26 protein-coding genes and 1 other RNA gene are annotated in these 24,290 nt (G+C 61.4%); 10 read left to right on the top strand and 17 right to left on the bottom strand.

The genetic code is table 11. The features are described 5' to 3' along the window. Positions 1 to 79 precede the first annotated feature (79 nt). The 4 genes from HCF10_RS17365 (at position 80) to HCF10_RS17350 (ending at position 3,372) form a co-directional block, all read left to right on the top strand. A complete protein-coding gene (locus HCF10_RS17365; protein ID WP_131699668.1) occupies positions 80 to 1,246 on the top strand; it encodes a zinc-binding metallopeptidase family protein in 1,167 nt (388 codons plus the stop codon). A gap of 145 nt (positions 1,247 to 1,391) precedes the next feature. Then, an RNA gene (ffs, locus tag HCF10_RS17360) (signal recognition particle sRNA small type) lies at positions 1,392 to 1,488 on the top strand. 245 nt (positions 1,489 to 1,733) lie between these two features. Continuing rightward, the gene (locus HCF10_RS17355; RefSeq protein WP_065924756.1) at positions 1,734 to 2,780 is read left to right on the top strand and encodes an N-acetylmuramidase family protein; all 1,047 of its coding nucleotides are present in this window, start codon (positions 1,734 to 1,736) and stop codon (positions 2,778 to 2,780) included. A 1-nt stretch (position 2,781) separates the two neighbouring features. After that, complete coding sequence (locus HCF10_RS17350; RefSeq protein WP_131699666.1) at positions 2,782 to 3,372, top strand: hypothetical protein; 591 nt, start codon at positions 2,782 to 2,784, stop codon at positions 3,370 to 3,372. A gap of 64 nt (positions 3,373 to 3,436) precedes the next feature. On the opposite strand, the gene HCF10_RS17345 is transcribed toward HCF10_RS17350, so the two are convergent. Then, positions 3,437 to 4,300, bottom strand: a complete 864-nt coding sequence (locus tag HCF10_RS17345) for a LysR family transcriptional regulator (RefSeq protein ID WP_131699665.1) — start codon at positions 4,298 to 4,300, stop codon at positions 3,437 to 3,439. A gap of 102 nt (positions 4,301 to 4,402) precedes the next feature. Here HCF10_RS17345 and HCF10_RS17340 point away from each other — a divergent pair, with 102 nt between their 5' ends. Further along, the gene (locus HCF10_RS17340; RefSeq protein WP_167656049.1) at positions 4,403 to 5,362 is read left to right on the top strand and encodes a DMT family transporter; all 960 of its coding nucleotides are present in this window, start codon (positions 4,403 to 4,405) and stop codon (positions 5,360 to 5,362) included. Here the strand turns inward: HCF10_RS17340 and HCF10_RS17335 are convergent. Both HCF10_RS17335 and HCF10_RS17330 read right to left on the bottom strand, forming a co-directional pair. Further along, positions 5,276 to 5,647, bottom strand: a complete 372-nt coding sequence (locus HCF10_RS17335; RefSeq protein WP_167656048.1) for a VOC family protein — start codon at positions 5,645 to 5,647, stop codon at positions 5,276 to 5,278. The genes HCF10_RS17340 and HCF10_RS17335 overlap by 87 nt on opposite strands. A 54-nt stretch (positions 5,648 to 5,701) precedes the next feature. After that, the gene (locus tag HCF10_RS17330; protein WP_167656047.1) at positions 5,702 to 6,451 is read right to left on the bottom strand and encodes a substrate-binding periplasmic protein; all 750 of its coding nucleotides are present in this window, start codon (positions 6,449 to 6,451) and stop codon (positions 5,702 to 5,704) included. Positions 6,452 to 6,584: 133 nt separating this feature from the next. Here HCF10_RS17330 and dnaX point away from each other — a divergent pair, with 133 nt between their 5' ends. The 4 genes from dnaX to recR all read left to right on the top strand — a co-directional run bounded on the left by dnaX (position 6,585) and on the right by recR (position 10,852). Next, on the top strand, positions 6,585 to 8,633 hold the full coding sequence (gene dnaX / locus HCF10_RS17325; protein WP_131699661.1) for a DNA polymerase III subunit gamma/tau: 2,049 nt from the start codon (positions 6,585 to 6,587) through the stop codon (positions 8,631 to 8,633). 43 nt (positions 8,634 to 8,676) lie between these two features. Beyond that, positions 8,677 to 9,015 carry a YbaB/EbfC family nucleoid-associated protein gene (locus tag HCF10_RS17320; protein WP_003193199.1) on the top strand — a complete coding sequence of 113 codons (339 nt, stop codon included), beginning with the start codon at positions 8,677 to 8,679 and terminating at the stop codon, positions 9,013 to 9,015. 133 nt (positions 9,016 to 9,148) lie between these two features. Next, a complete protein-coding gene (locus HCF10_RS17315; protein WP_131699660.1) occupies positions 9,149 to 10,183 on the top strand; it encodes an NADP-dependent oxidoreductase in 1,035 nt (344 codons plus the stop codon). Positions 10,184 to 10,249: 66 nt separating this feature from the next. Further along, entirely contained in the window at positions 10,250 to 10,852 is a 603-nt protein-coding gene (gene recR, locus HCF10_RS17310) for a recombination mediator RecR (protein ID WP_027603720.1), read from the top strand. 78 nt (positions 10,853 to 10,930) lie between these two features. Here the strand turns inward: recR and HCF10_RS17305 are convergent, their stop codons facing one another. Both HCF10_RS17305 and fnr read right to left on the bottom strand, forming a co-directional pair. Next, on the bottom strand, positions 10,931 to 11,479 hold the full coding sequence (locus tag HCF10_RS17305) for an adenine phosphoribosyltransferase (protein WP_131699659.1): 549 nt from the start codon (positions 11,477 to 11,479) through the stop codon (positions 10,931 to 10,933). A gap of 79 nt (positions 11,480 to 11,558) precedes the next feature. Continuing rightward, positions 11,559 to 12,293 (bottom strand): fumarate/nitrate reduction transcriptional regulator Fnr, encoded by a 735-nt coding sequence (fnr, locus tag HCF10_RS17300; RefSeq protein WP_167656046.1) that lies wholly within the window; start codon positions 12,291 to 12,293, stop codon positions 11,559 to 11,561. A gap of 152 nt (positions 12,294 to 12,445) precedes the next feature. On the opposite strand from fnr, the gene HCF10_RS17295 reads away from it, so the two are divergent. Next, complete coding sequence (locus HCF10_RS17295; protein WP_145337012.1) at positions 12,446 to 12,913, top strand: hypothetical protein; 468 nt, start codon at positions 12,446 to 12,448, stop codon at positions 12,911 to 12,913. Here HCF10_RS17295 and hemN read toward each other — a convergent pair whose 3' ends face one another. The 12 genes from hemN to ccoN form a co-directional block, all read right to left on the bottom strand. Next, complete coding sequence (hemN, locus tag HCF10_RS17290) at positions 12,914 to 14,296, bottom strand: oxygen-independent coproporphyrinogen III oxidase (RefSeq protein WP_131699656.1); 1,383 nt, start codon at positions 14,294 to 14,296, stop codon at positions 12,914 to 12,916. A 102-nt stretch (positions 14,297 to 14,398) separates the two neighbouring features. Continuing rightward, entirely contained in the window at positions 14,399 to 15,082 is a 684-nt protein-coding gene (locus HCF10_RS17285; protein ID WP_131699655.1) for a sulfite exporter TauE/SafE family protein, read from the bottom strand. Then, the gene (gene ccoS, locus HCF10_RS17280; RefSeq protein WP_053132914.1) at positions 15,075 to 15,293 is read right to left on the bottom strand and encodes a cbb3-type cytochrome oxidase assembly protein CcoS; all 219 of its coding nucleotides are present in this window, start codon (positions 15,291 to 15,293) and stop codon (positions 15,075 to 15,077) included. Before ccoS ends, HCF10_RS17285 begins: the two co-directional genes overlap by 8 nt. Positions 15,294 to 15,315: 22 nt before the next feature. Then, a complete protein-coding gene (locus HCF10_RS17275; protein ID WP_167656045.1) occupies positions 15,316 to 17,766 on the bottom strand; it encodes a heavy metal translocating P-type ATPase in 2,451 nt (816 codons plus the stop codon). Between the two features lie 8 nt (positions 17,767 to 17,774). Then, entirely contained in the window at positions 17,775 to 18,314 is a 540-nt protein-coding gene (locus HCF10_RS17270) for a FixH family protein (RefSeq protein ID WP_131699653.1), read from the bottom strand. 34 nt (positions 18,315 to 18,348) lie between these two features. After that, positions 18,349 to 19,776: a cytochrome c oxidase accessory protein CcoG gene (gene ccoG, locus HCF10_RS17265; protein ID WP_131699652.1), complete on the bottom strand. Its 1,428-nt coding sequence runs from the start codon at positions 19,774 to 19,776 to the stop codon at positions 18,349 to 18,351. A gap of 207 nt (positions 19,777 to 19,983) precedes the next feature. Further along, entirely contained in the window at positions 19,984 to 20,394 is a 411-nt protein-coding gene (locus HCF10_RS17260; protein ID WP_053132925.1) for a type II toxin-antitoxin system VapC family toxin, read from the bottom strand. Beyond that, a complete protein-coding gene (locus HCF10_RS17255) occupies positions 20,394 to 20,648 on the bottom strand; it encodes a type II toxin-antitoxin system Phd/YefM family antitoxin (RefSeq protein ID WP_027603731.1) in 255 nt (84 codons plus the stop codon). Before HCF10_RS17255 ends, HCF10_RS17260 begins: the two co-directional genes overlap by 1 nt. Before the next feature lie 176 nt (positions 20,649 to 20,824). Further along, positions 20,825 to 21,802 carry a cytochrome-c oxidase, cbb3-type subunit III gene (gene ccoP, locus HCF10_RS17250; protein ID WP_065946875.1) on the bottom strand — a complete coding sequence of 326 codons (978 nt, stop codon included), beginning with the start codon at positions 21,800 to 21,802 and terminating at the stop codon, positions 20,825 to 20,827. Then, positions 21,799 to 21,984: a CcoQ/FixQ family Cbb3-type cytochrome c oxidase assembly chaperone gene (locus HCF10_RS17245; RefSeq protein WP_003193169.1), complete on the bottom strand. Its 186-nt coding sequence runs from the start codon at positions 21,982 to 21,984 to the stop codon at positions 21,799 to 21,801. The genes ccoP and HCF10_RS17245 overlap by 4 nt, the downstream gene beginning before the upstream one ends. 6 nt (positions 21,985 to 21,990) lie before the next feature. Further along, the gene (ccoO, locus tag HCF10_RS17240) at positions 21,991 to 22,599 is read right to left on the bottom strand and encodes a cytochrome-c oxidase, cbb3-type subunit II (RefSeq protein WP_003193167.1); all 609 of its coding nucleotides are present in this window, start codon (positions 22,597 to 22,599) and stop codon (positions 21,991 to 21,993) included. Next, positions 22,599 to 24,041 (bottom strand): cytochrome-c oxidase, cbb3-type subunit I, encoded by a 1,443-nt coding sequence (ccoN, locus tag HCF10_RS17235; RefSeq protein WP_131699650.1) that lies wholly within the window; start codon positions 24,039 to 24,041, stop codon positions 22,599 to 22,601. Before ccoN ends, ccoO begins: the two co-directional genes overlap by 1 nt. Positions 24,042 to 24,290: the final 249 nt, after the last annotated feature.

Raw genomic sequence — 24,290 nt, 5'->3', positions numbered from 1 at the left:
TGGGACGCAGCCCCTGAAGAAAGTGGAACGATCCTGAGTCCTAAATGATCTAGTCTCAGTCACCCAGGGAGAGATCGCCATGTTCCGCTACTTCGAGCAACTCAGTTCGCGCATCGCTGCACCGTTCATGGCCGAAACCTCGCGCAACAGCAAGGTGTGGCAGTGTCGGTGCGGGCAAGCGCTGTTCTTTCGCAACAGCCAATGCCTGGCCTGCCAGGCGCTGCTGGGCTATCAGCCGCAGCAAAGCCGCTTGTCCTCCCTGCAGCCCGGGCCCGTGGAAGGCACCTGGCTGCAAGACGACAACCTCGACGCCGGCGCTTTTCGCCGTTGTGCCAACCTCGACACCGCGGCGGCCTGCAACTGGCTGATTCCCGCCCACAGCACTGCGCCGCTGTGTGTGGCGTGCAGCCTCAACCGCACCATCCCCGACCTGTCGATCCCGGAGAACCCCGAGCGCTGGAGCAAGGTGGAGACCGCCAAGCGCCGGCTGGTGGCGCAGTTGATCAGCCTGGGCCTGCAAGTAGTGCCCAAGAGCGTCGACGAGGATAGCGGCCTGGCGTTCGACTTCGTCGGCATCGACCTGGAAGGCAACGCGCCCATGACCGGGCATGCCAACGGCCTGGTCACCCTTGACATCAAGGAAGCTGACGACGCCCACCGCGAAAAAATCCGGGTGCAGATGCGCGAACCCTACCGCACCTTGCTGGGCCATTTTCGCCATGAGGTCGGCCACTATTACTGGGACCGCCTGATCGCCAACAGCCACTGGCTGGAGCCTTTTCGCCAGTTGTTCGGCGACGAGCGCGCCAGTTACGCCGACGCCCTCGACCAGCACTACCAGAACGGCCCACGCCCCGACTGGCAGCAAACCAGCGTCAGTGCCTACGCCACCATGCATCCCTGGGAAGACTGGGCGGAGACCTGGGCTCACTACCTGCACATGATGGACGCCGTCGACACCGCCCTGGGCTTTGGTATGAGCGCCCGTGAGATGGACCTGGATTACCAGCCATTCCCCCTCACCACGCTCTACGACCCCGAACATCCCGGCGGCGTTGCATTCCTGTCCTTCGTCAACGCCTGGATCGAACTGGCCGGCATGCTCAATGAACTCTCCCGTGCCATGGGCCAGCCGGATTTCTACCCGTTTGTGCTGCCACCGGCGGTGATCGCCAAGCTGCACTTCATTCACCTGGTGATCCAGGAAGAGGGCGGCCGGGCGGATGAGGTGTTGCAGGCACAATGATCAGCCAATGTGGAAGGGGAAGCCGATGGCATGGCAAGTGCTTGAACCCCTTCATATTTTTAATCCGTCACCAACGGTTGTAACTTCCGATGAGATCGGTACAATGGCCCCGCTTGCCGAGAGGCCAGCGTCGTTATGGTGACCCCATCGGTCCCCCCGCAACGATTACCCGTGAACCTGGTCAGAGCCGGAAGGCAGCAGCCACAGCGGGAACATTGTGTGCCGGGGTGTGGCTGGTGGGGTTGCCTCCATAACGCTCTTCCCAGCGGTCCCCCCCTTCGATTCAAATCCAAATTACTTATTTTCAGTCAACTGCCGATGTTTTATTGCGCGGTCGATGACGGCTGTTTCACAACTTTCCAACACCCCTCTGGACAACCCCAAACCGCCTTGTTAGTTTCCGCCGGCCACTTGTTTCAGAATATGACAGTGGTGCTGATTTGATATTGAAGTGCTATCACTTCTTTAACTAACAAGGATGTCTGTATTGAAAAGCCTGCAAGGGTTACCTCGTCTTATCAGTGCTTCGGTAGGTGCGCCGGGTAAAGCCCGCAACTTGCCCGCCGATGTGCAGTGCATCCAGTATTTATTCAATCTGATCATTCCCAAGATGGGTTTCCCATTGGCCGAAAACGGCAAGTGCGATGGCCAGTTGGTGCAGTGCATCAGCCAATACCAGTTTCGCCACCTCAAGTATGCCCATCCCGATGGCGTGGTCGACCCCACCGGTCGCACGTTCAACAGCCTGATCGAGGAAGCGGTGAAGGTGCCGGTGAAGGCCTTCCCGACGATGCGCATACCGAGTTTTCTCAATGCATTTGGCAACAACCAGGGCGATGCGGTGCAGGCCACGGTCAATGTGTACCTGGACCGCATGCGCGCGATGATCGAGGCCGAGCGGCGTAACCGGCAATTGATGCTCCAGGCCACGTGCGACGGGGGCATGACCCTCAGCGAAACGGACTTCCAGAACGCCGCCACGCAGTTGGGGAGCGGTATTTCGGTGAATATCATCAAGGCCTTCGCCACTGTGGAATCAGGTGGGCGTTCGGGGTTCGGCCCGGCCAAGTTGCCGGTGATCGCGTTTGAAGGGCACTTGTTTCGCAAGTACACCAAGCACATCTACGACCAGGCGCACCCGCTGTTGTCCTACCCCTACAAGAAAAAAGCCGGGCCGCAGTGGCAGGCCAATAACAAGGATCAGGCCAAGGCTTGGGAAACCATGGCCACCGCATTTGCCCTGGACCAGGAAGCGGCACTCATGTCGGCGTCGTGGGGTATGTTCCAGATCATGGGCTTCAACTTTGCATCGTGCGGCTACAAGACGGTGTTTGAGTTTTCGGCAGCATTAAAAGTGAATGCCGGCAACCAACTAAAAGCGTTCCTCGGTTTTTGCAGCAAGAGCCCGGCCTTGATGAAAGCCATGAAAGCCAAGGATTTTACCGGCATGGCGCGTAACTATAACGGCGAGGACTACGGCAACTACGACGTCCTGATGCAAAAAGCCTACGAAAAACTTGAAGGGAAAAAATAGGATGATCCGTTTTCTAGCGATAGGTGTGTTGTCGTTGTGCGCCGTGGGCCCTGCCTTGGCCGGTTCGGCTGCGTTGCATTCGGGCAAGTACGAAGGGCTGATGCTGGCAGTGACGCCCGAACATCAGGTTGAAGGGTTCTATTCTGAAGCCATGGGCGAGGGCGTCACCCGCCGTTGCGCGTTTTACCTGCAAGGCAAACCTGAGGCGCTCACCACTTGGCTCGATGAGGCTCATCCCGGCAGCCTGGCGCCTTCGTCCGATGGCGTGACCCTGACGGTGGAAGAGGGCCGCCAGCACCCTGGGTGCATGAACGTGCTTATGCCGGAGATTGCCACCGGCCTGGACCTGACCCAGACCGCCAGCAAAAAATGGATCGGCCTGGTGACGGTATCCGCCGACAAGGCTTACCTGCTGAAGACCCCAGGCGCCAAGCCCGCCAAGCGTCCGTATATCGTCAAGCGCGATGTGGTCGGTGTGCTGGCCTTCAAGGACGGTTGGGCCCAGGTCGAGTTCATCAATGCCGACGACCGCTCGTTCAGCGGCTGGATCAGTCAGGATCAGTACGCAAGGTTGGCTGCTCCGGAAGGCTGATTGCGCAGTTGCTTGAAAACGAAAGGTGGGAGGGGACAAGTCCGTTCCACCTTTTTGATTTGTGTCAGCCAAAAGTCTCCCGCAACAGCTCGGCAAATGCATCCCTGGCCAGATGTCGCTGGGTGTCCTTGTGCCAGAACAGCAGGTTATCCACGGCCGCCAGTTCTTCAAATCGATAAGACGCCAGCTGGTTGGCTTGCTCATAGCGGGCGAGGATGCCTTCCGGCGCCAGCGCCACGCCAATCCCAGCGCTGACGCAGCCGATGATCGTGCCCCAACTGGCATAGCTGGCGATGGTCGGCTTGAAGTCATGGGGCTTGACCCAGTTTTCCAGTGCCGCGCGATATGGGCAGCCGGGTGGCCAGACCAGCAAAGTGCGCCCGGCGAGGTCCTCGGCGCCACTGATGGGGTCACTGGACGCGCTGGCGATCAGCACCAGGCGCTCGCTGTAGACCACGCTGTGTTCGAGCCTGGTGCGCTTGTTGCCGGCGGCCACCAGCGCCACGTCCAGGCGATGGTGTTGCAGGTCGTCGAGCAGTTGGCCCCAGGCGCCGGTCACCAGTTCCAGGCTGACATCGGGGTAGCGCCGGTGATACTCCGCCAGCAGCGGCGGTAAGCGTCCGCTGGCGCTGGACTCCACCGCGCCGATACGCAAGGTGCCACGGGGAATGGCATTGGCGTCCACGGCGCGTTTGGACTCATCCACCAGCGCCAGGATGCGTTCGCAGTAATCCAGGAAAATCTCACCGGCAGCACTGATGGCCAGCCCACGCCCGGCGCGGATGAATAGCGGTGTGCCCAGTTCTCCCTCCAGCTGCTTGATGCGCGTGGTGATGTTGGACGGTACGCAGTGCAATTGCGCCGCGGCCTGGGCCACGCTGCCGGTTTGCGCCACGGCTCGCACCATTTTCAGTTGGGCCAGTTCCATTGCTCAGTTCCAGTGATTGCAGAAGTCAGAAACGGTTAATTGTCCTGCGCCTTACCCGGGCCAAGACTGACGGCACACCTTCTCAGTTTCTGGACGCCGTCGATGAATACCCCTTCACCCGTAAAGCTTACGCTAGTCATCGCCAGCGTCATCCTGTGTTGGGCCTATTCGCCGATTGGCGTGCACATGGGGTTGCACAGCTACAGTCCCGGCCAGTTGGCATTGCTACGGTTTTTGATCGCCTCGGTGTTCATGGGCGTCGTGGCGCTGGTGATGGGCATTGGCCGGCCGCGCTTGCGCGATGTGCCCTGGTTACTGGTACTGGGGTTTTTCGGCGTGTTCCTGCATCACACCGCGATCAACTACGGACAGCAATGGGTGACTGCGGCGGCGTCCAGTGTTCTGGCGCAGTCAGCGCCGCTGTTCAGTGTGCTGATCGCGTTTTTCTGCTTGAAGGAACGGGTCAGCGCCTGGCGCTGGGGCTGCGTATTGCTGGGCCTGCTCGGCGTGCTGGTGGTGATCTGGGGCGATCAGGGCGTGGGTGACATCGACCCGCGTGGCGTGTTGATCCTGCTGGCGGCGGTGTCGTGGAGCGTGTATTTCGCCCTGCAGAAACACTATGCCCACCGTTACAGCCCACTGACCATGGCGTGCTACATGGTGTGGGCGGGCACGCTGATGTTGTGTGTGAACCTGCCGGGCCTGCCTGCGGCGGTGCTGCAGGCGCCGTTGCCGGAGAACCTGGCGGTGCTGGTGCTCGGCATCTTCCCCAGCGCCCTGGCGTACCTGGCCTGGGGTTATGTGTTGAAGCATGTGGAGGTCAGTCGCGCGTCGGTGGCGATGTACCTGATCCCGCCGGTGGCGATGGTGATGGCCGCGACGTTGCTGGGCGAACACATTGCCTTGCGGGTGATGCTGGGCGCTGTGATCGTGCTGGCCAGCGTGGCGGCCATCAGCCTGGAGGGGCGCTGGCGGTCAGTCGTTCAGGCAAAACGCGCGCAAACGGTGGCCATCGAGGTCCTGGGCGACGAAGGTGTAGCCGAAGTCCAGGCTCGTCGGTGACTGGATAATGACGGCGCCCTGTTCTGCCCATTGGTCGTGCAGCGCGTCCACGGCGGCCTTGTCGGGCAGCGAGAAGCCCACTTCACCGCCACCACCTGTGAGCTGGGCTGCCGGCTCGACAGTATGACGCGACCACAGCCCGAGCTTTACGCCGTTGTCGAGAATGAACAGGGCAAAGGTCGGGTTCAATTCGACCGGTGGCTTGCCCAGCAGGCGGCTATAGAAGTTGGCACTGGTGGCCGGGCTGTCGACGTACAGCAGGAAGTAATGGGCGACGGTGTTCATGTGGGCTCCTTGAGAACGGGTGGGTGAGGGCGCCGATTCTATAAGGCGTCATTGTCAGTTCTTGTCAGGAGTCTCACCGGTGTACAGCTTGATAATTTCATCGACTTCGCCGGACATTTTCATGCGCAGCAAGGTGCGCAGGATCTGCTGCACCGGCACGTTCGGATCATTGCGCACGGCGCAGCCCACGCGTTGTTCATCGATCACGGCGACTTTATGCAGTTTTGTGCCGGTCGGCATGCGCTGGTTGAAACGATCCAGGATCCATTCGTTGCTCACCGCAAACTTGAAACGTCCGGCCACCAGCTTGTACAGCACCTGCTCTTCGCTGCGCGCATCGTCACGGGAGAGTTGGCCGCTGGCAAATAGCGGGTCGAGGATGGCGTAGCGATAATTGAGCACCGTGCCGATCGATTGAGGTGCCAGCCTGGTCACTTGCACCGGCTGCGTGGGAATGTGGCTACTCACCAGCACGTTACGCTGCACCATCAACGGGATGCTCCAGGTGTAGTCGCCGGACAGGTTGTTGAGCCAGGCCTGGGTGACATAACAGCGCACATCAATATCGCCATGCTCCATGGCCGTCGAGATACGTGCCCGGGCCAGTACATGGAACTGTGCCGGACGGCCGACCTGGGTGGCCAGGCTCAACATCACGTCATACAGAATGCCCTGGGTGGGCCGCCCGTCGTCCAGTTGCACCATGGGCATCGCCCAACTGTCGGAAATCGAGAAACGCAACGGCGCAGGCGCCGCCAGAGTGGCCGTGGTGAACATCCATAAAGCGCCCAGGACTACGCGCATACACTCTCCGGGTTCAGGGCTTTTTGGGGCCAATCAGCAGAGCTTAGTCAGATTAGGCGAGCGTGCCGGATGCAATTTCCCCCTTGCTCCGCTAGCATTACCGGCTTCCGCTTCCCAGTTGCGACGGTTTTCGATGAGTTATCAGGTTCTTGCACGTAAATGGCGTCCGCGCTCGTTCCGCGAAATGGTCGGCCAGACCCATGTGCTCAAGGCTCTGATCAATGCCTTGGACAGCCAGCGGCTGCACCACGCCTACCTGTTCACCGGTACTCGGGGGGTGGGCAAGACCACCATTGCGCGCATCATCGCCAAATGCCTGAACTGTGAAACCGGTATCACTTCGACGCCCTGCGGCACCTGCTCGGTGTGCCGCGAGATCGATGAAGGGCGTTTCGTCGACCTGATCGAGATCGACGCCGCGAGCCGCACCAAGGTCGAAGACACCCGCGAGCTGCTCGACAACGTGCAGTACGCGCCCAGCCGTGGCCGCTTCAAGGTCTACCTGATCGACGAAGTGCACATGCTCTCCAGCCATTCCTTCAACGCCTTGTTGAAAACCCTGGAAGAGCCGCCGCCCTACGTTAAATTCATCCTGGCCACCACCGATCCGCAGAAACTTCCTGCAACGATCCTGTCGCGGTGCCTGCAGTTCTCCCTGAAAAACATGACCCCTGAGCGCGTGGTGGAGCATTTGACCCACGTGCTGGGCGTCGAGAACGTACCGTTCGAAGATGACGCACTGTGGCTGCTGGGCCGCGCCGCCGATGGTTCGATGCGCGATGCCATGAGCCTCACCGACCAGGCCATTGCCTTTGGTGAAGGCAAGGTCATGGCCGCCGATGTGCGCGCCATGCTCGGTACCCTCGACCACGGGCAGGTGTTCGACGTGCTGCACGCGCTGATCGAGGGCGATGCCAAGGCGTTGCTCGAGGCCGTGCGCCACCTGTCGGAGCAAGGCCCCGACTGGAACGGCGTGCTTTCGGAAATCCTCAACGTGCTGCACCGCGTCGCTATCGCCCAGGCGTTGCCGGAAGGTGTCGACAACGGCCATGGCGACCGCGACCGCGTGTTGGCCCTGGCCCAGGCGTTGCCGGCCGAAGACGTGCAGTTCTACTACCAGATGGGCCTGATCGGTCGTCGCGACTTGCCTTTGGCACCGGACCCGCGCGGAGGCTTCGAGATGGTCCTGCTGCGGATGCTGGCGTTCCGACCGGCGGATTCGGCCGATGCGCCGAGACAGCCGCTAAAGCCAGTGGGGATCAGCCAGGCCACAGTTGATTCCGCCAAACCAGTGGCTGGCGCGGCGGTGGTCGCGCCAGTGGTTGCTGCCCCCGTTGCACCGGCGCCTGAGCCGGCACCGGTGGTGGCGGCAGCAGTGGTCGAGCCGGAACCGGTTGTCGAGCCCGAGCCTGTGGTCGACCTGCCCTGGAATGACCCGGTAGACGCTGAGGTCGAGGTCGAACAGCAGCCCTATGTCGAGCCGGTACTGGAAACCGCCGGTGAGCAGCCTGAGCTGACGCCGATGCCTGCACCGACGCCGGACAGCGTGGTGCCGGCCGCCCCGGAGTGGGTTTCAGCGCCGGTTCCCGAGCCGACCGTCGCCCAGGTCGAAGCCGCAATCCCGGGCATCGACCTCGACGACGAACCGCCGCTGGACGAAGATTACATCGAGCCGGACATGGATTCGGCCTACAGCTACCTGGACGATCTGGCCAGCGAGCACACTGCCGAGCCAGCCCCGGAACCCGAGGCAGAGCCCGCTGCGGCGCCGGCCACCGGCCTGGCCCTGCAATGGCTGGAGCTGTTCCCCAAACTGCCGATTTCCGGCATGACCGGCAGCATCGCCGCCAACTGCACCCTGATCGCCATTGACGGCGACCACTGGCTGTTGCACCTGGACCCGGCCCACAGCGCCCTGTTCAACGCGACCCAGCAGCGGCGCCTCAACGATGCCCTGAACCAGTACCATGGGCGCACGCTGACCATCACCATCGAGTTGATCAAGCCCGAGCAGGAAACCCCGGCCCAGGCCGCGACCCGCCGGCGTATCAACCGCCAGCGGGAGGCTGAGGACTCGATCCACGGCGATCCGCTCATCCAGCAAATGATGCAGCAGTTCGGTGCGGTCGTTCGCCAAGATACAATTGAACCTGTCGAAGCCCCGGTGCCCCAGGCGTCCTGACACCGGGCTATTAATTGATCCACGTACTTTTGAGGTGATTCCCATGATGAAAGGTGGCATGGCCGGCCTGATGAAGCAGGCACAGCAGATGCAGGAAAAGATGGCCAAGATGCAGGAAGAACTGGCCAACGCCGAAGTCACCGGTAAAGCCGGTGGCGATATGGTCAGTGTGGTGATGACCGGTCGTCACGACATCAAGCGCGTGAGCATTGACCCAAGCGTATTGCCAGGCGTGGGCGAAGATGACCTGGAAATGCTCGAAGCGCTGTTCGCTGCAGCCGTCAACGACGCCGTGCGCAAGATTGAAGCCAACAGCCAGGACAAAATGTCCGGCGTGACCGCCGGCATGCAACTGCCGCCGGGCATGAAGCTGCCGTTCTAATCGGCGGTCTTTAGCTAGACTCCAATGCCAGGCCTTGTGCCTGGCATTTTTGTTTGTGCCAATCCAATCGAACCCTGGCGCGGCACCCATGGTCTGCACCCTATACCGATAGATTCGATAAAGGAGCCCCTTCATGCCTCACGAACCGACTTTGAACCAGCGCATTGTCCTGGTCTCACGCCCCCAAGGCGCCCCCACCCCGGAAAACTTCCGCCTGGAACGGGTGACCTTGCCGGAGTTGGCAGACGGCCAGGTCCTGCTGAAAACGCTCTACCTCTCCCTCGACCCTTATATGCGCGGTCGCATGAGCGACGCACCGTCCTACGCCGCGCCCGTGGAAATCGACGAGGTGATGACCGGCGGGGCTGTCAGCCGTGTCGAGCAATCACGTAATCCGAAATTCGAGGTGGGTGACCTGGTCGTCGGCGCCACCGGTTGGCAAAGCCACAGCATTTCCGACGGCCGCAACCTGATTCCGGTGCCCAATGGCCTGGCCAGCCCGTCCATGGCCTTGGGGGTACTGGGCATGCCTGGCATGACCGCCTACATGGGCCTGATGGACATCGGCCAGCCAAAAGCCGGTGAAACCCTGGTGGTGGCCGCAGCGTCCGGCGCCGTGGGTTCGGTGGTCGGCCAGGTGGCCAAGCTCAAGGGCCTGCGTGTGGTCGGGATTGCGGGCGGTGCCGACAAGTGCCGCTACGTGGTGGAGGAATTAGGCTTTGATGCCTGCATAGACCATAAGAGCGCAACGTTTGCCGAAGACTTGGCCCAGGCCTGCTTCAAGGGCGTGGACATTTACTTCGAAAACGTCGGTGGCAAGGTGTTCGACGCCGTGCTGCCGCTGCTCAATCCCAAGGCGCGCATCCCCCTGTGCGGGCTGATCGCCGGCTATAACGCCCATGAAGCCCCCAGCGGGCCTGACCGCTTGCCGGCGCTGCAACGCACGTTGTTGACCAAGCGTGTACGGATCCAGGGCTTTATCGTGTTTGACGACTACGGTGATCGTCAGCCGGAGTTCCTCAGCGCCATGGCACCGTGGGTACGCGACGGCAAGATCAAGTTCCGTGAAGACGTGGTCGAGGGCCTGGAGCAGGCGCCCGAAGCCTTTATCGGTTTGCTGGAAGGGCGCAACTTCGGCAAGTTGGTGGTGCGGGTCGCGCAGGATTGAGCATTTGACGCTAATCCGGGGCGCGGGTATAAACCGCGTCTCGTTGTTTTGTCGGACCATTCGCCCATGAGCTTCAGCCCCTTGATTCGCCAACTGATCGACGCCCTGCGCACATTGCCGGGTGTCGGCCAGAAAACCGCCCAACGCATGGCGCTGCAACTGCTGGAGCGTGATCGCAGCGGCGGTACCCGGTTGGCCCAGGCCCTGAGCCAGGCCATGACCGGGGTGGGCCACTGCCGCCAGTGTCGTACCCTCACCGAAGAAGAACTCTGCCCGCAATGCGCCGACCCGCGCCGCGACGACACGCTGCTGTGCGTGGTGGAAGGGCCGATGGATGTGTACGCGGTGGAGCAGACCGGTTATCGCGGGCGCTACTTTGTGCTCAAGGGCCACCTCTCGCCGCTCGATGGCCTGGGGCCGGAGGCCATCGGCATTCCGCAGTTGGTGGCTCGTATTGAAGAACAGGGCACTTTTACCGAGGTGATCCTGGCCACCAACCCGACCGTGGAAGGTGAAGCCACCGCGCATTACATCGCTCAACTGCTGAGCAACAAAGGCCTGGTCACTTCGCGCATCGCCCATGGCGTGCCGCTGGGTGGCGAGTTGGAGTTGGTGGACGGCGGCACGTTGGCGCATTCGTTTGCCGGTCGTAAACCGATCGCGCTCTAACGATCACCGCAGGATCAAATGTGGGAGGGGCGGTGCGGCGATTTCACTTGCCCCTGATAGCGTCAGTCCAGGCAACCGTTATCGCTCGGTGAGGGCAAAGCGGGTCAGGCAAAACGTCGGAATCCCCATATCTTCCAGGCGCTGCGAGCCACCCAGCTCCGGCAGGTCAATGATCGCCGCCGCTTCAAAAACCTTCGCCCCCATGCGCCGCACCAGGTTCGCCGCCGCGATCAGGGTACCGCCCGTGGCGATCAGGTCATCGAACATCAGCACTGAATCACCCTCGCACAGGCTGTCGGCATGCACTTCGAGGAAGGCCTCACCGTATTCGGTCTGGTAACCCTCGGCCAGCACGTCAGCCGGTAGCTTGCCCTGCTTACGGAACAGGATCAGCGGCTTGTTCAGTTGGTAGGCGATGATCGAGCCGATCAGGAAGCCTCGTGCATCCATTGCGCCAATATGGCTGAAATCAGCCTCGACGTAGCGATGGGCAAAGGTGTCAGCCACCAGGCGCAGGGCCTTGGGCGATTGGAACAGCGGTGTGATGTCACGAAAGATCACCCCAGGCTTGGGGAAGTCGATGACGGGGCGGATCAGGGATTTGATGTCGAACGAATCGAAGGTCATCGTCGAAGAGTCCAGGGCGGAAAACGGACTCGAAGTATACCTGCGGCCTCGCCGATTGGCGCGGCCGCAAGTGTCTACGTCAGCCTTCCATCGAACCGCCTGCCAGCGCACACAGTTGGATCGGATCGAGGATGTGCACTTCCTTGCCTTCGGCGGCGAGCAGTTCGCTCTGCTGGAAACGGGTAAACACACGGGACACGGTTTCCACCGCCAGGCCCAGGTAATTGCCGATTTCGTTGCGCGACATGCTCAGACGGAACTGGTTGGCCGAGAAACCACGGGCGCGGAAACGCGCCGACAGGTTGACCAGGAAGGTGGCGATGCGCTCGTCGGCGGTTTTCTTCGACAGCAGCAACATCATCTGCTGGTCGTCACGGATCTCGCGGCTCATCACGCGCATCAACTGACGGCGCAGTTGTGGCAGTTGCAGGGCCAGTTCGTCCAGGCGCTCGAAGGGGATTTCGCACACCGACGTGGTTTCCAGGGCCTGGGCCGACACCGGGTGAATCTCGGTGTCCATGCCCGACAACCCGACCAGCTCGCTGGGCAGGTGGAAACCGGTGATTTGCTCTTCGCCGCCGTCGCTCAGGCTGAAGGTCTTCAGCGCGCCCGAACGTACTGCATAGACGGAATCGAACTTGTCGCCCTGGCGAAACAGAAACTCGCCTTTCTTGAGCGGGCGACCACGTTTAACGATCTCGTCCAACGCTTCCATGTCTTCCAGATTCAGCGAAAGTGGCAGGCAGAGGGGGGCCAGGCTGCAATCCTTGCAGTGAGCCTGGCTGTTAGCGCGCAGTTTGACTGGCTCGGACATTTCTTAGATCCTTGTGGGAAAACACACATAAGACGTAAGGGTACCGCACTGGGGGGCAGTGAAGCCAGTCTGTACAAAAAACAGGCAACGGTATAAAGCTTTTTGTACCGATGCCGATACAAGCTGCACATCTACCATTCGGAGCTTGGATCATGTCTGTTGTCGCGGCTTACAACCCTGCCATCCGTGTACCCAGTGTGCAGGACTTGAAGCCCGCTGCCGAGACCGAGGAAAAACTGCCCGTGACCGCGCCGGTGCCTGAGGCCAAGGTGAATGAAGGGGTTACGGTGACTATTTCCGCCGCAGCGTTCAAGGCGGCTGCGGCGCCCAAAAGCGCGAATGCCGATATCGACGACAGCGGCCTGGACAATAACGTCAAGGACGTGCTGAAAATGATCCGTAAGCTGAAACAGCAGATCGCCGAGAAAATGGCTGAGCTTCAGGCGATCGCGGCTGACAAAAGCTTGACCCCGGAACAGGCCCGGGCCAAGACCGCCAATGTGCAAGGCGCGATCAGTTCGTTGCAGGCAGGTTTGATGACGGCCCAGATCTCTCTGGCCAAAGCGATGAAGACCATGAGCGCCGATGACGCGCTCAAAGCCGCTTCGTTGTCGATGTAACTAGATCACCCGTGAAAATCGTTGCCGGTTCTGGTGCTCCAGATAGGCATCGAACACCATGCACACCGAACGCACCAGCAGCCGCCCAGCTGGCAGAACCTTGATGCTCTGCGTATCCAGTTCGATCAGGCCGTCTTGCGCCATGGTCTCAAGTTGCGGCCAGACTTCGTCGAAGTACCCACGAAAATCAATATTGAACGCCTGTTCGATCTGCTCGAATGCCAGGCTGAACGTGCAGATCAACTGCTGGATCACTTCCCGGCGCAAGCGGTCGTCGGTGGTGCAGATCAAGCCGCGGCTGGTGGCCAGTTGGGCGCTGGCCAGGGCGTTCTGATAGCCGTTCAGGTCACTGCTGTTCTGGCAATACAGGTCGCCGATCTGGCTGATGGCTGACACGCCGAGCCCGATCAGGTCGCAATGGCCGTGGGTGGTGTAGCCCTGGAAGTTACGTTGCAGCGTGCCTTCTTCCTGGGCAATGGCGAGTTCGTCGTCCGGCAGGGCGAAGTGATCCATGCCGATGTAGCGGTATCCGGCCTGGGTCAGTTGCTCGATGGTGGTTTGCAGCATCAGCAGTTTGGATTCCGGCGACGGCAACTCCTCGCTGTTGATCCGTCGTTGGGGCATGAAGCGTTCCGGCAAATGCGCGTAGTTGAACACCGACAGGCGGTCCGGTTGCAGCTTGATCACTTCCTCCACGGTGCGCGCGAAGTTGATCGGCGTCTGCTTGGGCAGGCCGTAGATCAGGTCGATATTGATCGAGCGAAACTGCAGGGTGCGCGCGGCGTCGATCACCGCGCGGGTTTCTTCCAGGCTTTGCAGGCGGTTGACCGCCCGCTGCACGTCCGGGTCGAGGTCTTGCAGGCCGATGCTCACACGGTTGAAGCCCAGTTCACGCAGCAGGCCCATGGTCGCCCAGTCGGCTTCGCGGGGGTCGATCTCGATGCTGTAGTCGCCGGAGTCACCGTCGAGCAGATTGAAGTGCTGGCGCAGGCTGCCCATGACCTGGCGCAGTTCGTCGTGGCTGAGAAAGGTCGGGGTGCCGCCGCCGAAGTGCAATTGCTCGACTGATTGTTTCGGGTCGAGGTGGCAGGCCACCAACTGAATCTCCTGCTCCAGGCGTTGCAGGTAGGCTTGGGCGCGGCCACGGTCTTTGGTGATCACCTTGTTGCACGCGCAGTAGTAGCAAATATTCGCGCAGAACGGCACATGCACATACAGCGACAACGGTCGCGTGGCCTTGCGGCTTTCGCGCAGGGCGTGGAGCAGGTCGAAGGTGCCGACCTGGCTGTCGAATTGTACGGCGGTGGGGTAGGACGTGTAGCGCGGTCCCGCCAGGTCGTAGCGTTGAATCAGATGTGGGTCCCAACGAATGGCGTCGAGCATGCGGGCATTCCCCGGATAGGCTAGTGGGCCGAGTCTAGGGGCGTGGCCGATATGGCATCTTGATTTGCGTCAACGGGGAGCGGCGCTATGCCACATGGCCTTTTAGTGGCCCATTAGCCAGTGCTGATGCGGACCTGGTAGGGTCCAGATACCGAAAATAATCACCAGCAGGCCACCGGCCATACGCACGCTGCGCTTGCGCAATAACGCGGTCACGCGTTCGGCCGCCAACCCGGTCGCCAACAGTACCGGCCAGGTGCCTAAGCCAAAAGCCAACATCAGCAACGCACTGTCGAGCGCATTACCCTGGCTGGCGGCCCACAGCAGGGTGCTGTACACCAGCCCGCACGGCAACCAGCCCCACAGCGCGCCCAGCAGCAGCGCGCGGGGCAGGCTGGACACCGGCAGCAAACGGTTGGCGACGGGCTGTATGTAGCGCCACAGGCCGCGCCCGAGGCTTTCGATACGGGTGAGGCCGCTCCACCAACCGGCCAGGTACAGCCCCATGCAGATCAACAGCAACCCGGCGAGCACGCGCATGAACAGGGCCGCCGGGCTGTTGGCCACGGCCCAGCCCGCCAGGCCGATCAATAACCCCGCAGTGGCATAGCTGAGGATACGTCCCAGGTTGTACGCCAGCAGCAGGCGGAATCGGCGGCTGCGTTGTTCCTTGGGAATCGCCAGGGTCAGCGCGCCCATCAGCCCGCCGCACATGCCCAGGCAATGGCCGCCGCCCAGCAGGCCCAGGATCAGAGCAGAGACCAGCAGCGGCGCCAGCTCAAGCATGGGGTGGGTCTTTGGGCGTGGGCGGTTGCTCGGGGCCGTTGGCTTCGTCGACGGCCGCGAGGTGGTTCGGGTCCTGGTCGTCGAACAGCACGCTGTGGGCCGGGCCGTCGAGGTCGTCGTACTGGCCGCTGTCCACGGCCCAGAAGAAGATGTAGATGGCCACGCCCACTAACAGCAGCGCCGCCGGAATCATTACGTATAAAGCTGGCATCTGCACTCCATGCCCGCGCGGCTCAAGCCGGCAGCGGGCGGGTTACCAAAGGGGCGCTTGTGGCCTGCGCACTCGGCACGCGAGTCAGGCGCAGGGCGTTGAGCACCACGGTCAACGAACTGAGGGACATGCCGATCGCCGCCCAGATCGGGGTGATCCAACCGAGGGCGGCAAACGGCAGCATAAGGCCATTGTACAGCCCGGCCCACAGCAGGTTTTCAATGATCACCCGGCGGGTGCGTCGTGCCAGGGTAAAGGCCTGTACCAGCGCGTCGAGGCGGTTGGACAGCAGCACCGCATCGGCGCTGGTCTTGGCCAGGTCGGTGGCCGAGCCCATGGCCACGCTGATATCGGCGGCGGCCAGCACCGGAACATCGTTGACGCCGTCGCCGAGCATCAGCACCTTGCGGCCTTCCTTGTGCAACTGTTGCAGCACGTGCAGCTTGTCGTCGGGGCGCAGGCCGCCGTGGGCTTCATCGATGCCCAGTTCAGCGGCGACGCTGGCGACCATCGGCGAACTGTCCCCCGACAGCAGCAGCGTACGCCAACCGCGCGCCTTGCAGGCGGCCAGCAGGGCCGGGGCATCGCTGCGCAGGCGGTCGTCGAGGACGAACCAGGCAAGGGCGCCATCGCCGTCGCCCAGCAGCAGCCATTGGCCGTCATCCTCCGGAGAGGCAGGAATCGGGCAACCACTGAGTGCGCAGACAAACCCCGGCTGGCCGATGCGCAACTGGCGTTTGCCGACACGTCCTTCCAGGCCGAGGCCGGGGGAGCTGAGCACCTCGTCAGCGGCCAGCGGCGCACGGCCGAAGGCGCGGGCAATCGGGTGTTCGGAGCGGTTTTCCAGGGCGGCGGCGAGGCCCAGGCACTCGTCGCTGTTCAGTGCGGTCAGGGGCCTGATCGCTTTCAGCGCCAGGCGGCCTTCGGTGAGGGTGCCGGTCTTGTCGAAAATCACCGTGTCGATCTGGTTCAGGCCTTCGAGCACATGGCCACGGGTCAGCAATAGCCCGAGCTTGTGCAGGGTGCCGGTGGCGGCGGTGAGGGCGGTCGGCGTGGCCAGGGACAACGCACACGGGCAGGTCGCGACCAGCATCGCCAGTACAATCCAGAACGCCCGCGATGAATCCAGCTCCCACCACAGCAGGCCAATCACTGCCGCGGCAATCAGCGAACACAACAGGAACCACTGCGCGGCGCGGTCGGCGATCTGCGCCAGGCGCGGCTTCTCGGCCTGGGCCCGTTCCAGCAGGCGCACGATGGCGGACAGGCGGGTCTCGTGGCCCAAGGCGCGCACTTCGACGGTCAGCGCGCCTTCGACGTTCAGCGTGCCGGCGGTGACGGCGTCGCCGGTTTGGCGCGGCAGCGGCAGGTACTCACCGGTGAGCAGCGACTCATCGATGCTGGACCGGCCATCGAGGATCACCCCATCTGCCGGCAGCACCGCGCCCGGATGCACCAGCACGCGGTCGCCCAGTGCCAGTTCGCTCAAAAGAATACGTTCGCTCTGGCCGTCACCTTTGAGGCGCAGGCATGAGGCGGGCAGCAGGTTGACCAACTGCGCGGTGGCGGCGGCCGTGCGCTCCCGGGCACGGCGCTCCAGGTAGCGACCGGCCAGCAGGAACAGCGCAAACATGCCCACCGCATCGAAATACAACTCGCCCACGCCGGTGATCGCGGTCCAGATGCCGGCCAGATAAGCCCCGCCGATGGCCAGGGACACCGACACGTCCATGGTCAGGTGACGCGTACGCACGTCGCGCATGGCGCCCTTGAAGAACGGCGCACAGCTGTAGAACACGATGGGCGTTGTCAGAAACATCGCCACCCAGCGCAGGATCACATGCAGTTCGGGGCTCAGGTCGATATTGAATTCCGGCCAGGTGGCCATGGTCGCCATCATCGCCTGGAACCACAGCAGCCCGGCGACCCCCAGTTGGCGCAGGGCCAGGCGGTTTTCGCTGGCCAGTTGTTCGGCCGCACGGTCGGCTTGATACGGGTGCGCGGCGTAGCCGATATGGCGCAGTTCACTGAGCACCTGGCTCAACGGCAATTGCCCGTCGGCCCAGCGCACCTGCAGGCGATGGTTGGACAGGTTCAGCCGCGCCTCGGCCACGGCGGGCAGGCTGCGCAGGTGTTTTTCGATCAGCCAGCCACAGGCGGCGCAACTGATGCCTTCCATCAACAGGGTGGTTTCGGCGAGGTCGCCTTCGTGGTGCACGAAGGGTTTTTGCACGTCGGCGCGGTCATACAGCGCCAGTTCGTCCACCAGTTGCACCGGCAGCGTCTCGGGGTTGGCCGAGGCTTCGCTGCGGTGCTGGTAATAGCTTTCCAGCCCACCGGCCACAATCGCTTCGGCCACGGCCTGGCAGCCGGGGCAGCACAGCTCGCGGCGCTCGCCGAGGATAACGGCGGTGAACCGACTGCCGGACGGGACGGGCAGGGCGCAGTGGTAGCAGGGGGTTGGGCTGGTCATGAGCGCTGCTATTTTTTCAGGTCTTCAGCACCCTGCAACGGTTCATCACCCAGCAGCAAGTCCTTGTCGTGGCTGACTTCTTCTTCCTCGAACAGGCGCCAGGTCTTGTCACCTTCCACGCCCAGCAATTCCACGAAGCGGCGACCTTCGACCTTGTCGGTGACCTGGCCGATGTAGCGGCCCGGTTCGCTGTCGCTGCGGGTCAGGTTGATCTTGCGATCCTTCTCTGGCTGGGTCGGGGAAATAAGGTTCAGTTCCAGGGTGTTCGGGTTGCTGTAGCCGGTGAGTTGCAACTCGACTTCACCGGTCAGCTCATCCAGGTGCAGCTTGGCGCGCAGTTGCAGGGTCTGGGCCAGCCGTTCGCGGTCCAGGGAGCGGTTGATGCCTTTGCCGGCCTCGTAGTAGTTGTCGTTGACCAAGTTGTCCGGGTTGTTCACCGCGATGGTCACCATGGACAAGGTCAAGGTCACCGAGCAGGCCAGAATCCCAATGATGATCCAGGGCCAGAGGTGCTTGTACCAAGGGCTTGCGGCAGTGGCTTGGGGCATTGTTCTGCTCTCTATTAACGAAGCTTTCTATTTATTAACGAACCTGGGGGCCGATGAATCGGCTCTTGGCTTCAATATGGATGCTGGTGTCATCGGCATCCTTGAGGATGAACGTCACCTCGTTGGTACTCGACGGCAGTTGCTCGGGCGAACTCGACAGTTCCACCGGCATGCTGACGATGTCGCCGGCCGCCACTTTGATTTCACGTCGGCCTTGCAGCTTGAGGTCGGGCAGGCCGGCAGCGTCGAGCACGTAGGTGTGATCGCGCTGGTCCTTGTTCATGATCTTCAGGCTGTAGACGTTTTCGATGCGCCCTTCGGCGTTTTCGCGGTACAGCACGCGGTCCTTGCTCACGTCGAAGCCCACCAGCGAACGCATGAAGAACGCCCCGGCCAACAGGCTCATCATCGTCAGCAACACCAAGGCATAACCGATCAGGCGTGGGCGCAACTTGTGGGTTTTCTGCCCTGACAGGTTGTGCTCGGTGGTGTAGCTGATCAGGCCGCGCGGGTACTCCATCTTGTCCATGATGTTATCGCAGGCGTCGATACAGGCGGCGCAACCGATGCACTCGATTTGCAGGCCGTCGCGGATGTCGATACCGGTGGGGCATACCTGTACGCACATCGTACAGTCGATGCAGTCGCCCAGGCCCTGGGCCTTGTAATCGGCACCTTTTTTACGCGGGCCACGCACTTCGCCACGGCGTGGATCGTAGGAGACGATCAGGGTGTCCTTGTCGAACATCACGCTCTGGAAGCGTGCGTACGGGCACATGTAGATGCACACCTGTTCGCGCAGCCAGCCGGCGTTGCCATAGGTGGCGAGGGTGAAGAAGCCGACCCAGAAATACGACCAGCCATCGGCCTGGCCGGTGAAGAAGTCGAACACCAACTCGCGGATCGGCGAGAAGTAGCCGACGAAGGTCATGCCGGTGGCAAAGCCGATCAGCAGCCACAGCGTGTGCTTGCTGAATTTGCGCAGGAACTTGTTGGCTCCCATCGGCGCCTTGTCCAGCTTGATGCGCTGGTTGCGATCACCTTCGGTGACCTTCTCGCACCACATGAAGATCCACGTCCACACGCTTTGCGGGCAGGTATAACCGCACCACACGCGGCCGGCGTACACGGTGATAAAGAACAGGCCAAACGCCGAGACGATCAGGATGCCCGAGAGCAGGATGAAATCCTGGGGCCAGAAGGTCGCGCCAAAAATAAAGAATTTACGTTCCGGCAGGTTCCACCATACCGCCTGGTGGCCACCCCAGTTCAGCCACACCGTGCCGAAGTAGAGCAGGAACAGGCCGGCGCCGCCGAGCATGCGCAGGTTGCGGAACAGGCCGGTGAAGGCACGGGTGTAGATTTTCTCTCGCGACGCGTAGAGGTCGACGCTCTTACCTTCAGGGCTATTCGAGATTTTGGCAGGCGGGGTAACGTCATGTACCGGTATCTGGTTGGTCATCATTGCATCCCACGGCGGTGGAGATTTGCCTCGGCCAGTACGTGCCAACCGGGGTCAAATTAAGGGTGTTGCAGTGGCGTAATGATACGCCCCCGCTGGCGCTCAAAGGGTGCGACCTTTGGTCGCATTGGGGGAAATCAATTGATGGTGTACGTGATCTGGATCAATTGACTTGTGAAGTATGGACGGTTTTTGTGGGGGAGGCGGTCATTCGTCCCAAGGATTGATCAGTGGAACACCGCTGGATTTGAAGTCGCTGACGTTGCGCGTGACAACCGTGAGCCCATGCACCAGCGCGGTCGCGGCAATTAATGCATCACTTTCATTGGCACGGTCCGGCACATGCAAGTGTGCGCAACGCAACGCGACTGCAGCATCGACGGGTAGGATTCTGGCATCAAAGGCCGGCATCACATGACGCTTGAGCCAGGTTCGCAACACCTTCCCCTGAGCCGGGTCTCGCCGCTCAATGCGCAAGACCCCGGTTTCCAATTCTTTAAGGGTGATTGCCGAGATAAACATACGCGGTGCGATGACACTTTTGGCCCAGGCGACCACGTTCGCATCAGCCTGGGGTTTACGCAGTTCAGAGATTACGTTGGTGTCGAGTAGATACATCAAGAGAGGTCCACGGGTCGATGAGTGATCACGGCACGTTCGGTTTCAAAGTCGATATCGGCCGCTTCCGGCATCACCAGCAGGTCAACGATGTTGGCATTGAGACCTGTCAGCTTTTGGTAGTCCTCAATGCTTAGCAGTACATGGGCAGGCTTACCGCGATCGGTGATAAAAACCGGGCCTTGGCGAGCGGCTTTTTTGGCACCGCTTGTGTCTTGATTGAATTCGCGGCTGGAAATGGTGGTGAAAGTCATGGTGCGCCTCCCCTGGAGTGGGCTGAATGTAGTTACGTTACTACTTCACCTTTGCTAGCCACAAGCTTAAAGCTACAAGCGGTCAACGTGCTTTTCCCATGCGAGCTGTCGCTGCATTGGAAACGAAAAAGCCCCGCCAGCTTTCGCTGGGCGGGGCTCTTTTGTTTCCGAGAGCCTTACTGCTCGTCAGCCTTCTTATCCCCATGGGACAAGCTGTAAACATACGCCGCGAGCAAGTGCACCTTGTCGTTGCCTTGCAGTTGTTCCTGCGCAGGCATCTGGCCCTGGCGACCCCAACGGATGGTCTGTTGCAGTTGGGCGAAGCTCGAACCGTAGATGAATGCACCCGGGTGTGTCAGGTCTGGCGCGCCCATGGCGGGAGTGCCTTTGCCGGCCGGGCCGTGGCAAGCCACGCAGTTGGCGGCGAAGAGTTTTTCGCCGTTGGCTACATCAGCCTTGACGCCTTCCGGCAGCTTGCGGCCGTCGAGGTTGGTGACGACGAACGCGGCAACGTCGCTGACGCCTTGCTCCTTGAGGATGTCCAGCCAGGCCGGCATGACCGCATGGCGACCTTTCATGATGGTTTCCTTGATGGTGGCAGGCTCGCCACCCCAGCGCCAATCGGCGTCGGTCAAGTTGGGGAAACCGTAGGCGCCCTTGGCGTCGGAGCCGTGGCACACCGAGCAGTTGGAGGCGAACAGGCGGCCACCCATCTTCAAGGCTTGCGGGTCCTTGGCGACGTCTTCAATCGGCATCGACGCAAATTTGGCGAAGATCGGCCCGAACTTGGCGTCCGACCTGGCCATTTCCTTTTCCCATTCGTGCACGCCGGTCCAGCCGGTCTGGCCGTTGGCGAACGGGGTTTGCTTGTCGTTGTCGAGGTAGTTGTAGCCCGGCAGCAGGCCTTTCCAATTGCCCAGGCCGGGGTACAGCACCAGGTAGCCAAGGGCGAAGATGATGGTGCCGACGAACAGCATGAACCACCATTTGGGCAGCGGGTTGTCATACTCCTCGATGCCGTCGAACGAGTGGCCGACGGTCTCGTCGGTCTGCTCGGCGCGCTGGCCCTTGCGGGTCGACAGCAGCAGCCAGGTCAAGGCGAAGATGGTACCCAGGCTCAGGACTGTGACGTACAGACTCCAGAACGTAGTCATTCTTTGTTACTCCTAGAAGCTTGCTCGACGTGCTTGATGGCTTCGGGATCATCCGCAAAGGGCAACATGGTCGCGTCGTCAAACTCCGACTTGCGCCGGGGACTGAACACCCACAGCGCCAGGCCAATAAAGGCCACCATCACCACAACGGTGCCCAGGCCTCGAATCATCCCGATATCCATGAAGAATCACCGTTTGCTTTTGATGATGGTGCCCAGGCCTTGCAGGTAGGCCACCAATGCGTCCATTTCGGTCTTGCCCTTCACGGCTGCGGCTGCACCGGCGATGTCTTCGTCGGTGTAGGGCACGCCCAGGGTGCGCAAGACTTCCATCTTCTTCGCGGTGTCCTTGCCGTCGAGCTTGTTTTCCACGAGGAACGGGTACGCCGGCATTTTCGACTCAGGCACCACGTTGCGCGGGTTGTACAGGTGCGCACGCTGCCAGTCATCGGAGTAACGCCCGCCAACACGCGCCAGGTCCGGGCCGGTGCGCTTGGAACCCCACAGGAACGGGTGGTCCCACACGCTTTCACCGGCGACCGAGTAGTGGCCGTAGCGTTCGGTTTCGGCGCGGAACGGGCGGATCATCTGCGAGTGGCAGCCGACACAACCGTTGGCGATGTAGACGTCGCGGCCTTCCAGTTCAAGGGCAGTGCGCGGCTTCATGCCTTCGACCGGCTTGTTGGTCACGTCCTGGAAAAACAGCGGAACGATCTGGGTCAGGCCGCCGATGCTCACGGCGATGACCATGAAGAAGGCCAGCAGGCCGATATTCTTCTCGACTACTTCATGCTTCATCAGTGGGCTCCCACAACGGCGATCTTGGCGGCGGCTTCGGCTTCTGCCGGGTCCGAGGCACGCACGGTGCGCCAGACGTTGTAGGCCATTAACAGCATGCCGCTGGCAAAGAACGCACCACCAATGGCGCGGACGATGAAGCCTGGGTGGCTGGCTTGCAGCGCTTCGACAAAGGAGTAGGTGAGGGTGCCGTCATCGTTGATTGCACGCCACATCAGGCCCTGGGTGATGCCGTTGACCCACATCGAGGCGATGTAGAGCACGGTACCGATAGTGGCCAGCCAGAAGTGCGCGTTGATCAGCCCGACGCTGTGCATCTGCACGCGGCCGAACAGTTTGGGGATCATGTGGTACAGCGCGCCGATGGAGATCATCGCTACCCAGCCGAGGGCGCCGGCGTGTACGTGGCCGATGGTCCAGTCGGTGTAGTGGGACAGCGAGTTGACGGTCTTGATCGCCATCATCGGCCCTTCGAAGGTCGACATGCCGTAGAACGCCAGGGACACCACGAGGAAGCGCAGGATCGGATCGGTGCGCAGCTTATGCCAGGCCCCCGACAGCGTCATCATGCCGTTGATCATGCCGCCCCAGCTCGGGGCCAGCAGGATGATCGACATCGCCATGCCCAGGGACTGCGCCCAGTCCGGCAGCGCGGTGTAGTGCAGGTGGTGAGGACCGGCCCAGATGTAGAGGGTGATCAGCGCCCAGAAGTGCACGATGGACAGGCGGTAGGAGTAAATAGGACGTTCGGCCTGTTTCGGCACGAAGTAGTACATCATCCCCAGGAAACCGGTGGTGAGGAAGAAACCCACCGCGTTGTGGCCGTACCACCACTGGATCATCGCGTCCGTTGCCCCGGCGTAGGCCGAGTAGGACTTGAACAGGCTGACCGGCAACGAGGCATGGTTGACGATGTGCAGCATCGCCGTCACCAGGATGAAGGCACCGTAGAACCAGTTACCCACGTAGATGTGCTTGGTGTTGCGCTTGACGATGGTGCCGAAGAACACCACCGCGTAGGTCACCCAGACGATGGCGAGCAAAATCGCGATCGGCCATTCCAGCTCGGCGTATTCCTTGGTGGTGGTGTAGCCCAGCGGCAAGGTGACGATGGCGCCGACGATGACCGCTTGCCAACCCCAGAAGGTGAAGGCTGCAAGGCTGTCGGAGATGAGTCGCGTCTGGCAGGTTCGCTGCACGACATAGTAGGAGGTGGCAAACAATGCACATCCGCCGAAGGCGAAAATCACCAGGTTGGTGTGCAGCGGGCGCAGGCGGCCGAAGGTTGTCCATGGCAAGCCGAAATTCAATTCCGGCCAAACCAGTTGCGAGGCGATGAACACCCCGAGCCCCATGCCAAGGATCCCCCAGACCACCGTCATGATGGCGAACTGGCGGACTACCTTATAGTTATAAGCAGTCGGACTGATTGCTGTGCTCATTCTAAGGTTCCACGGTTTAGGTTTTTTTATAGGTAAAATTCGGCCGCAAGTATGTAGAAAGCAAGGGGCCATTGCAACGCAAGGCTGACCTGTGTCAATGCGTTCCACGCCAGATTCTGCGCCCTTTCCATGTTTGGCGTAAGGATAAAATCCGAAATCGAAAGCTGATCAAGTGGACAGGAAATTTTGGGGTTCGCAACGACTGTCGTCGCGTACGCCAGGATCGGTCCGCTGTGCAAGCAAGCGTAG

Source organism: Pseudomonas sp. B14(2022) (assembly GCF_012030485.1).
In the GTDB taxonomy this organism is placed as follows: domain Bacteria; phylum Pseudomonadota; class Gammaproteobacteria; order Pseudomonadales; family Pseudomonadaceae; genus Aquipseudomonas.
The sequence above is the reverse complement of the archived record's forward strand: the minus strand, read 5'-3'. Positions and strand labels throughout refer to the sequence as shown.

Excerpts from the sequence above, each read along its gene's own strand:
- HCF10_RS17365 (WP_131699668.1), top strand. The coding sequence starts at position 80 with ATGTTCCGCTACTTCGAGCAACTCAGTTCGCGCATCGCTGCACCGTTC.
- HCF10_RS17350 (WP_131699666.1), top strand. The coding sequence starts at position 2,782 with ATGATCCGTTTTCTAGCGATAGGTGTGTTGTCGTTGTGCGCCGTGGGC.
- HCF10_RS17345 (WP_131699665.1), bottom strand. The coding sequence starts at position 4,300 with ATGGAACTGGCCCAACTGAAAATGGTGCGAGCCGTGGCGCAAACCGGC.
- HCF10_RS17340 (WP_167656049.1), top strand. The coding sequence starts at position 4,403 with ATGAATACCCCTTCACCCGTAAAGCTTACGCTAGTCATCGCCAGCGTC.
- HCF10_RS17335 (WP_167656048.1), bottom strand. The coding sequence starts at position 5,647 with ATGAACACCGTCGCCCATTACTTCCTGCTGTACGTCGACAGCCCGGCC.
- HCF10_RS17330 (WP_167656047.1), bottom strand. The coding sequence starts at position 6,451 with ATGCGCGTAGTCCTGGGCGCTTTATGGATGTTCACCACGGCCACTCTG.
- dnaX (WP_131699661.1), top strand. The coding sequence starts at position 6,585 with ATGAGTTATCAGGTTCTTGCACGTAAATGGCGTCCGCGCTCGTTCCGC.
- HCF10_RS17320 (WP_003193199.1), top strand. The coding sequence starts at position 8,677 with ATGATGAAAGGTGGCATGGCCGGCCTGATGAAGCAGGCACAGCAGATG.
- HCF10_RS17315 (WP_131699660.1), top strand. The coding sequence starts at position 9,149 with ATGCCTCACGAACCGACTTTGAACCAGCGCATTGTCCTGGTCTCACGC.
- recR (WP_027603720.1), top strand. The coding sequence starts at position 10,250 with ATGAGCTTCAGCCCCTTGATTCGCCAACTGATCGACGCCCTGCGCACA.
- HCF10_RS17305 (WP_131699659.1), bottom strand. The coding sequence starts at position 11,479 with ATGACCTTCGATTCGTTCGACATCAAATCCCTGATCCGCCCCGTCATC.
- fnr (WP_167656046.1), bottom strand. The coding sequence starts at position 12,293 with ATGTCCGAGCCAGTCAAACTGCGCGCTAACAGCCAGGCTCACTGCAAG.
- HCF10_RS17295 (WP_145337012.1), top strand. The coding sequence starts at position 12,446 with ATGTCTGTTGTCGCGGCTTACAACCCTGCCATCCGTGTACCCAGTGTG.
- hemN (WP_131699656.1), bottom strand. The coding sequence starts at position 14,296 with ATGCTCGACGCCATTCGTTGGGACCCACATCTGATTCAACGCTACGAC.
- HCF10_RS17285 (WP_131699655.1), bottom strand. The coding sequence starts at position 15,082 with ATGCTTGAGCTGGCGCCGCTGCTGGTCTCTGCTCTGATCCTGGGCCTG.
- ccoS (WP_053132914.1), bottom strand. The coding sequence starts at position 15,293 with ATGCCAGCTTTATACGTAATGATTCCGGCGGCGCTGCTGTTAGTGGGC.
- HCF10_RS17275 (WP_167656045.1), bottom strand. The coding sequence starts at position 17,766 with ATGACCAGCCCAACCCCCTGCTACCACTGCGCCCTGCCCGTCCCGTCC.
- HCF10_RS17270 (WP_131699653.1), bottom strand. The coding sequence starts at position 18,314 with ATGCCCCAAGCCACTGCCGCAAGCCCTTGGTACAAGCACCTCTGGCCC.
- ccoG (WP_131699652.1), bottom strand. The coding sequence starts at position 19,776 with ATGACCAACCAGATACCGGTACATGACGTTACCCCGCCTGCCAAAATC.
- HCF10_RS17260 (WP_053132925.1), bottom strand. The coding sequence starts at position 20,394 with ATGTATCTACTCGACACCAACGTAATCTCTGAACTGCGTAAACCCCAG.
- HCF10_RS17255 (WP_027603731.1), bottom strand. The coding sequence starts at position 20,648 with ATGACTTTCACCACCATTTCCAGCCGCGAATTCAATCAAGACACAAGC.
- ccoP (WP_065946875.1), bottom strand. The coding sequence starts at position 21,802 with ATGACTACGTTCTGGAGTCTGTACGTCACAGTCCTGAGCCTGGGTACC.
- HCF10_RS17245 (WP_003193169.1), bottom strand. The coding sequence starts at position 21,984 with ATGGATATCGGGATGATTCGAGGCCTGGGCACCGTTGTGGTGATGGTG.
- ccoO (WP_003193167.1), bottom strand. The coding sequence starts at position 22,599 with ATGAAGCATGAAGTAGTCGAGAAGAATATCGGCCTGCTGGCCTTCTTC.
- ccoN (WP_131699650.1), bottom strand. The coding sequence starts at position 24,041 with ATGAGCACAGCAATCAGTCCGACTGCTTATAACTATAAGGTAGTCCGC.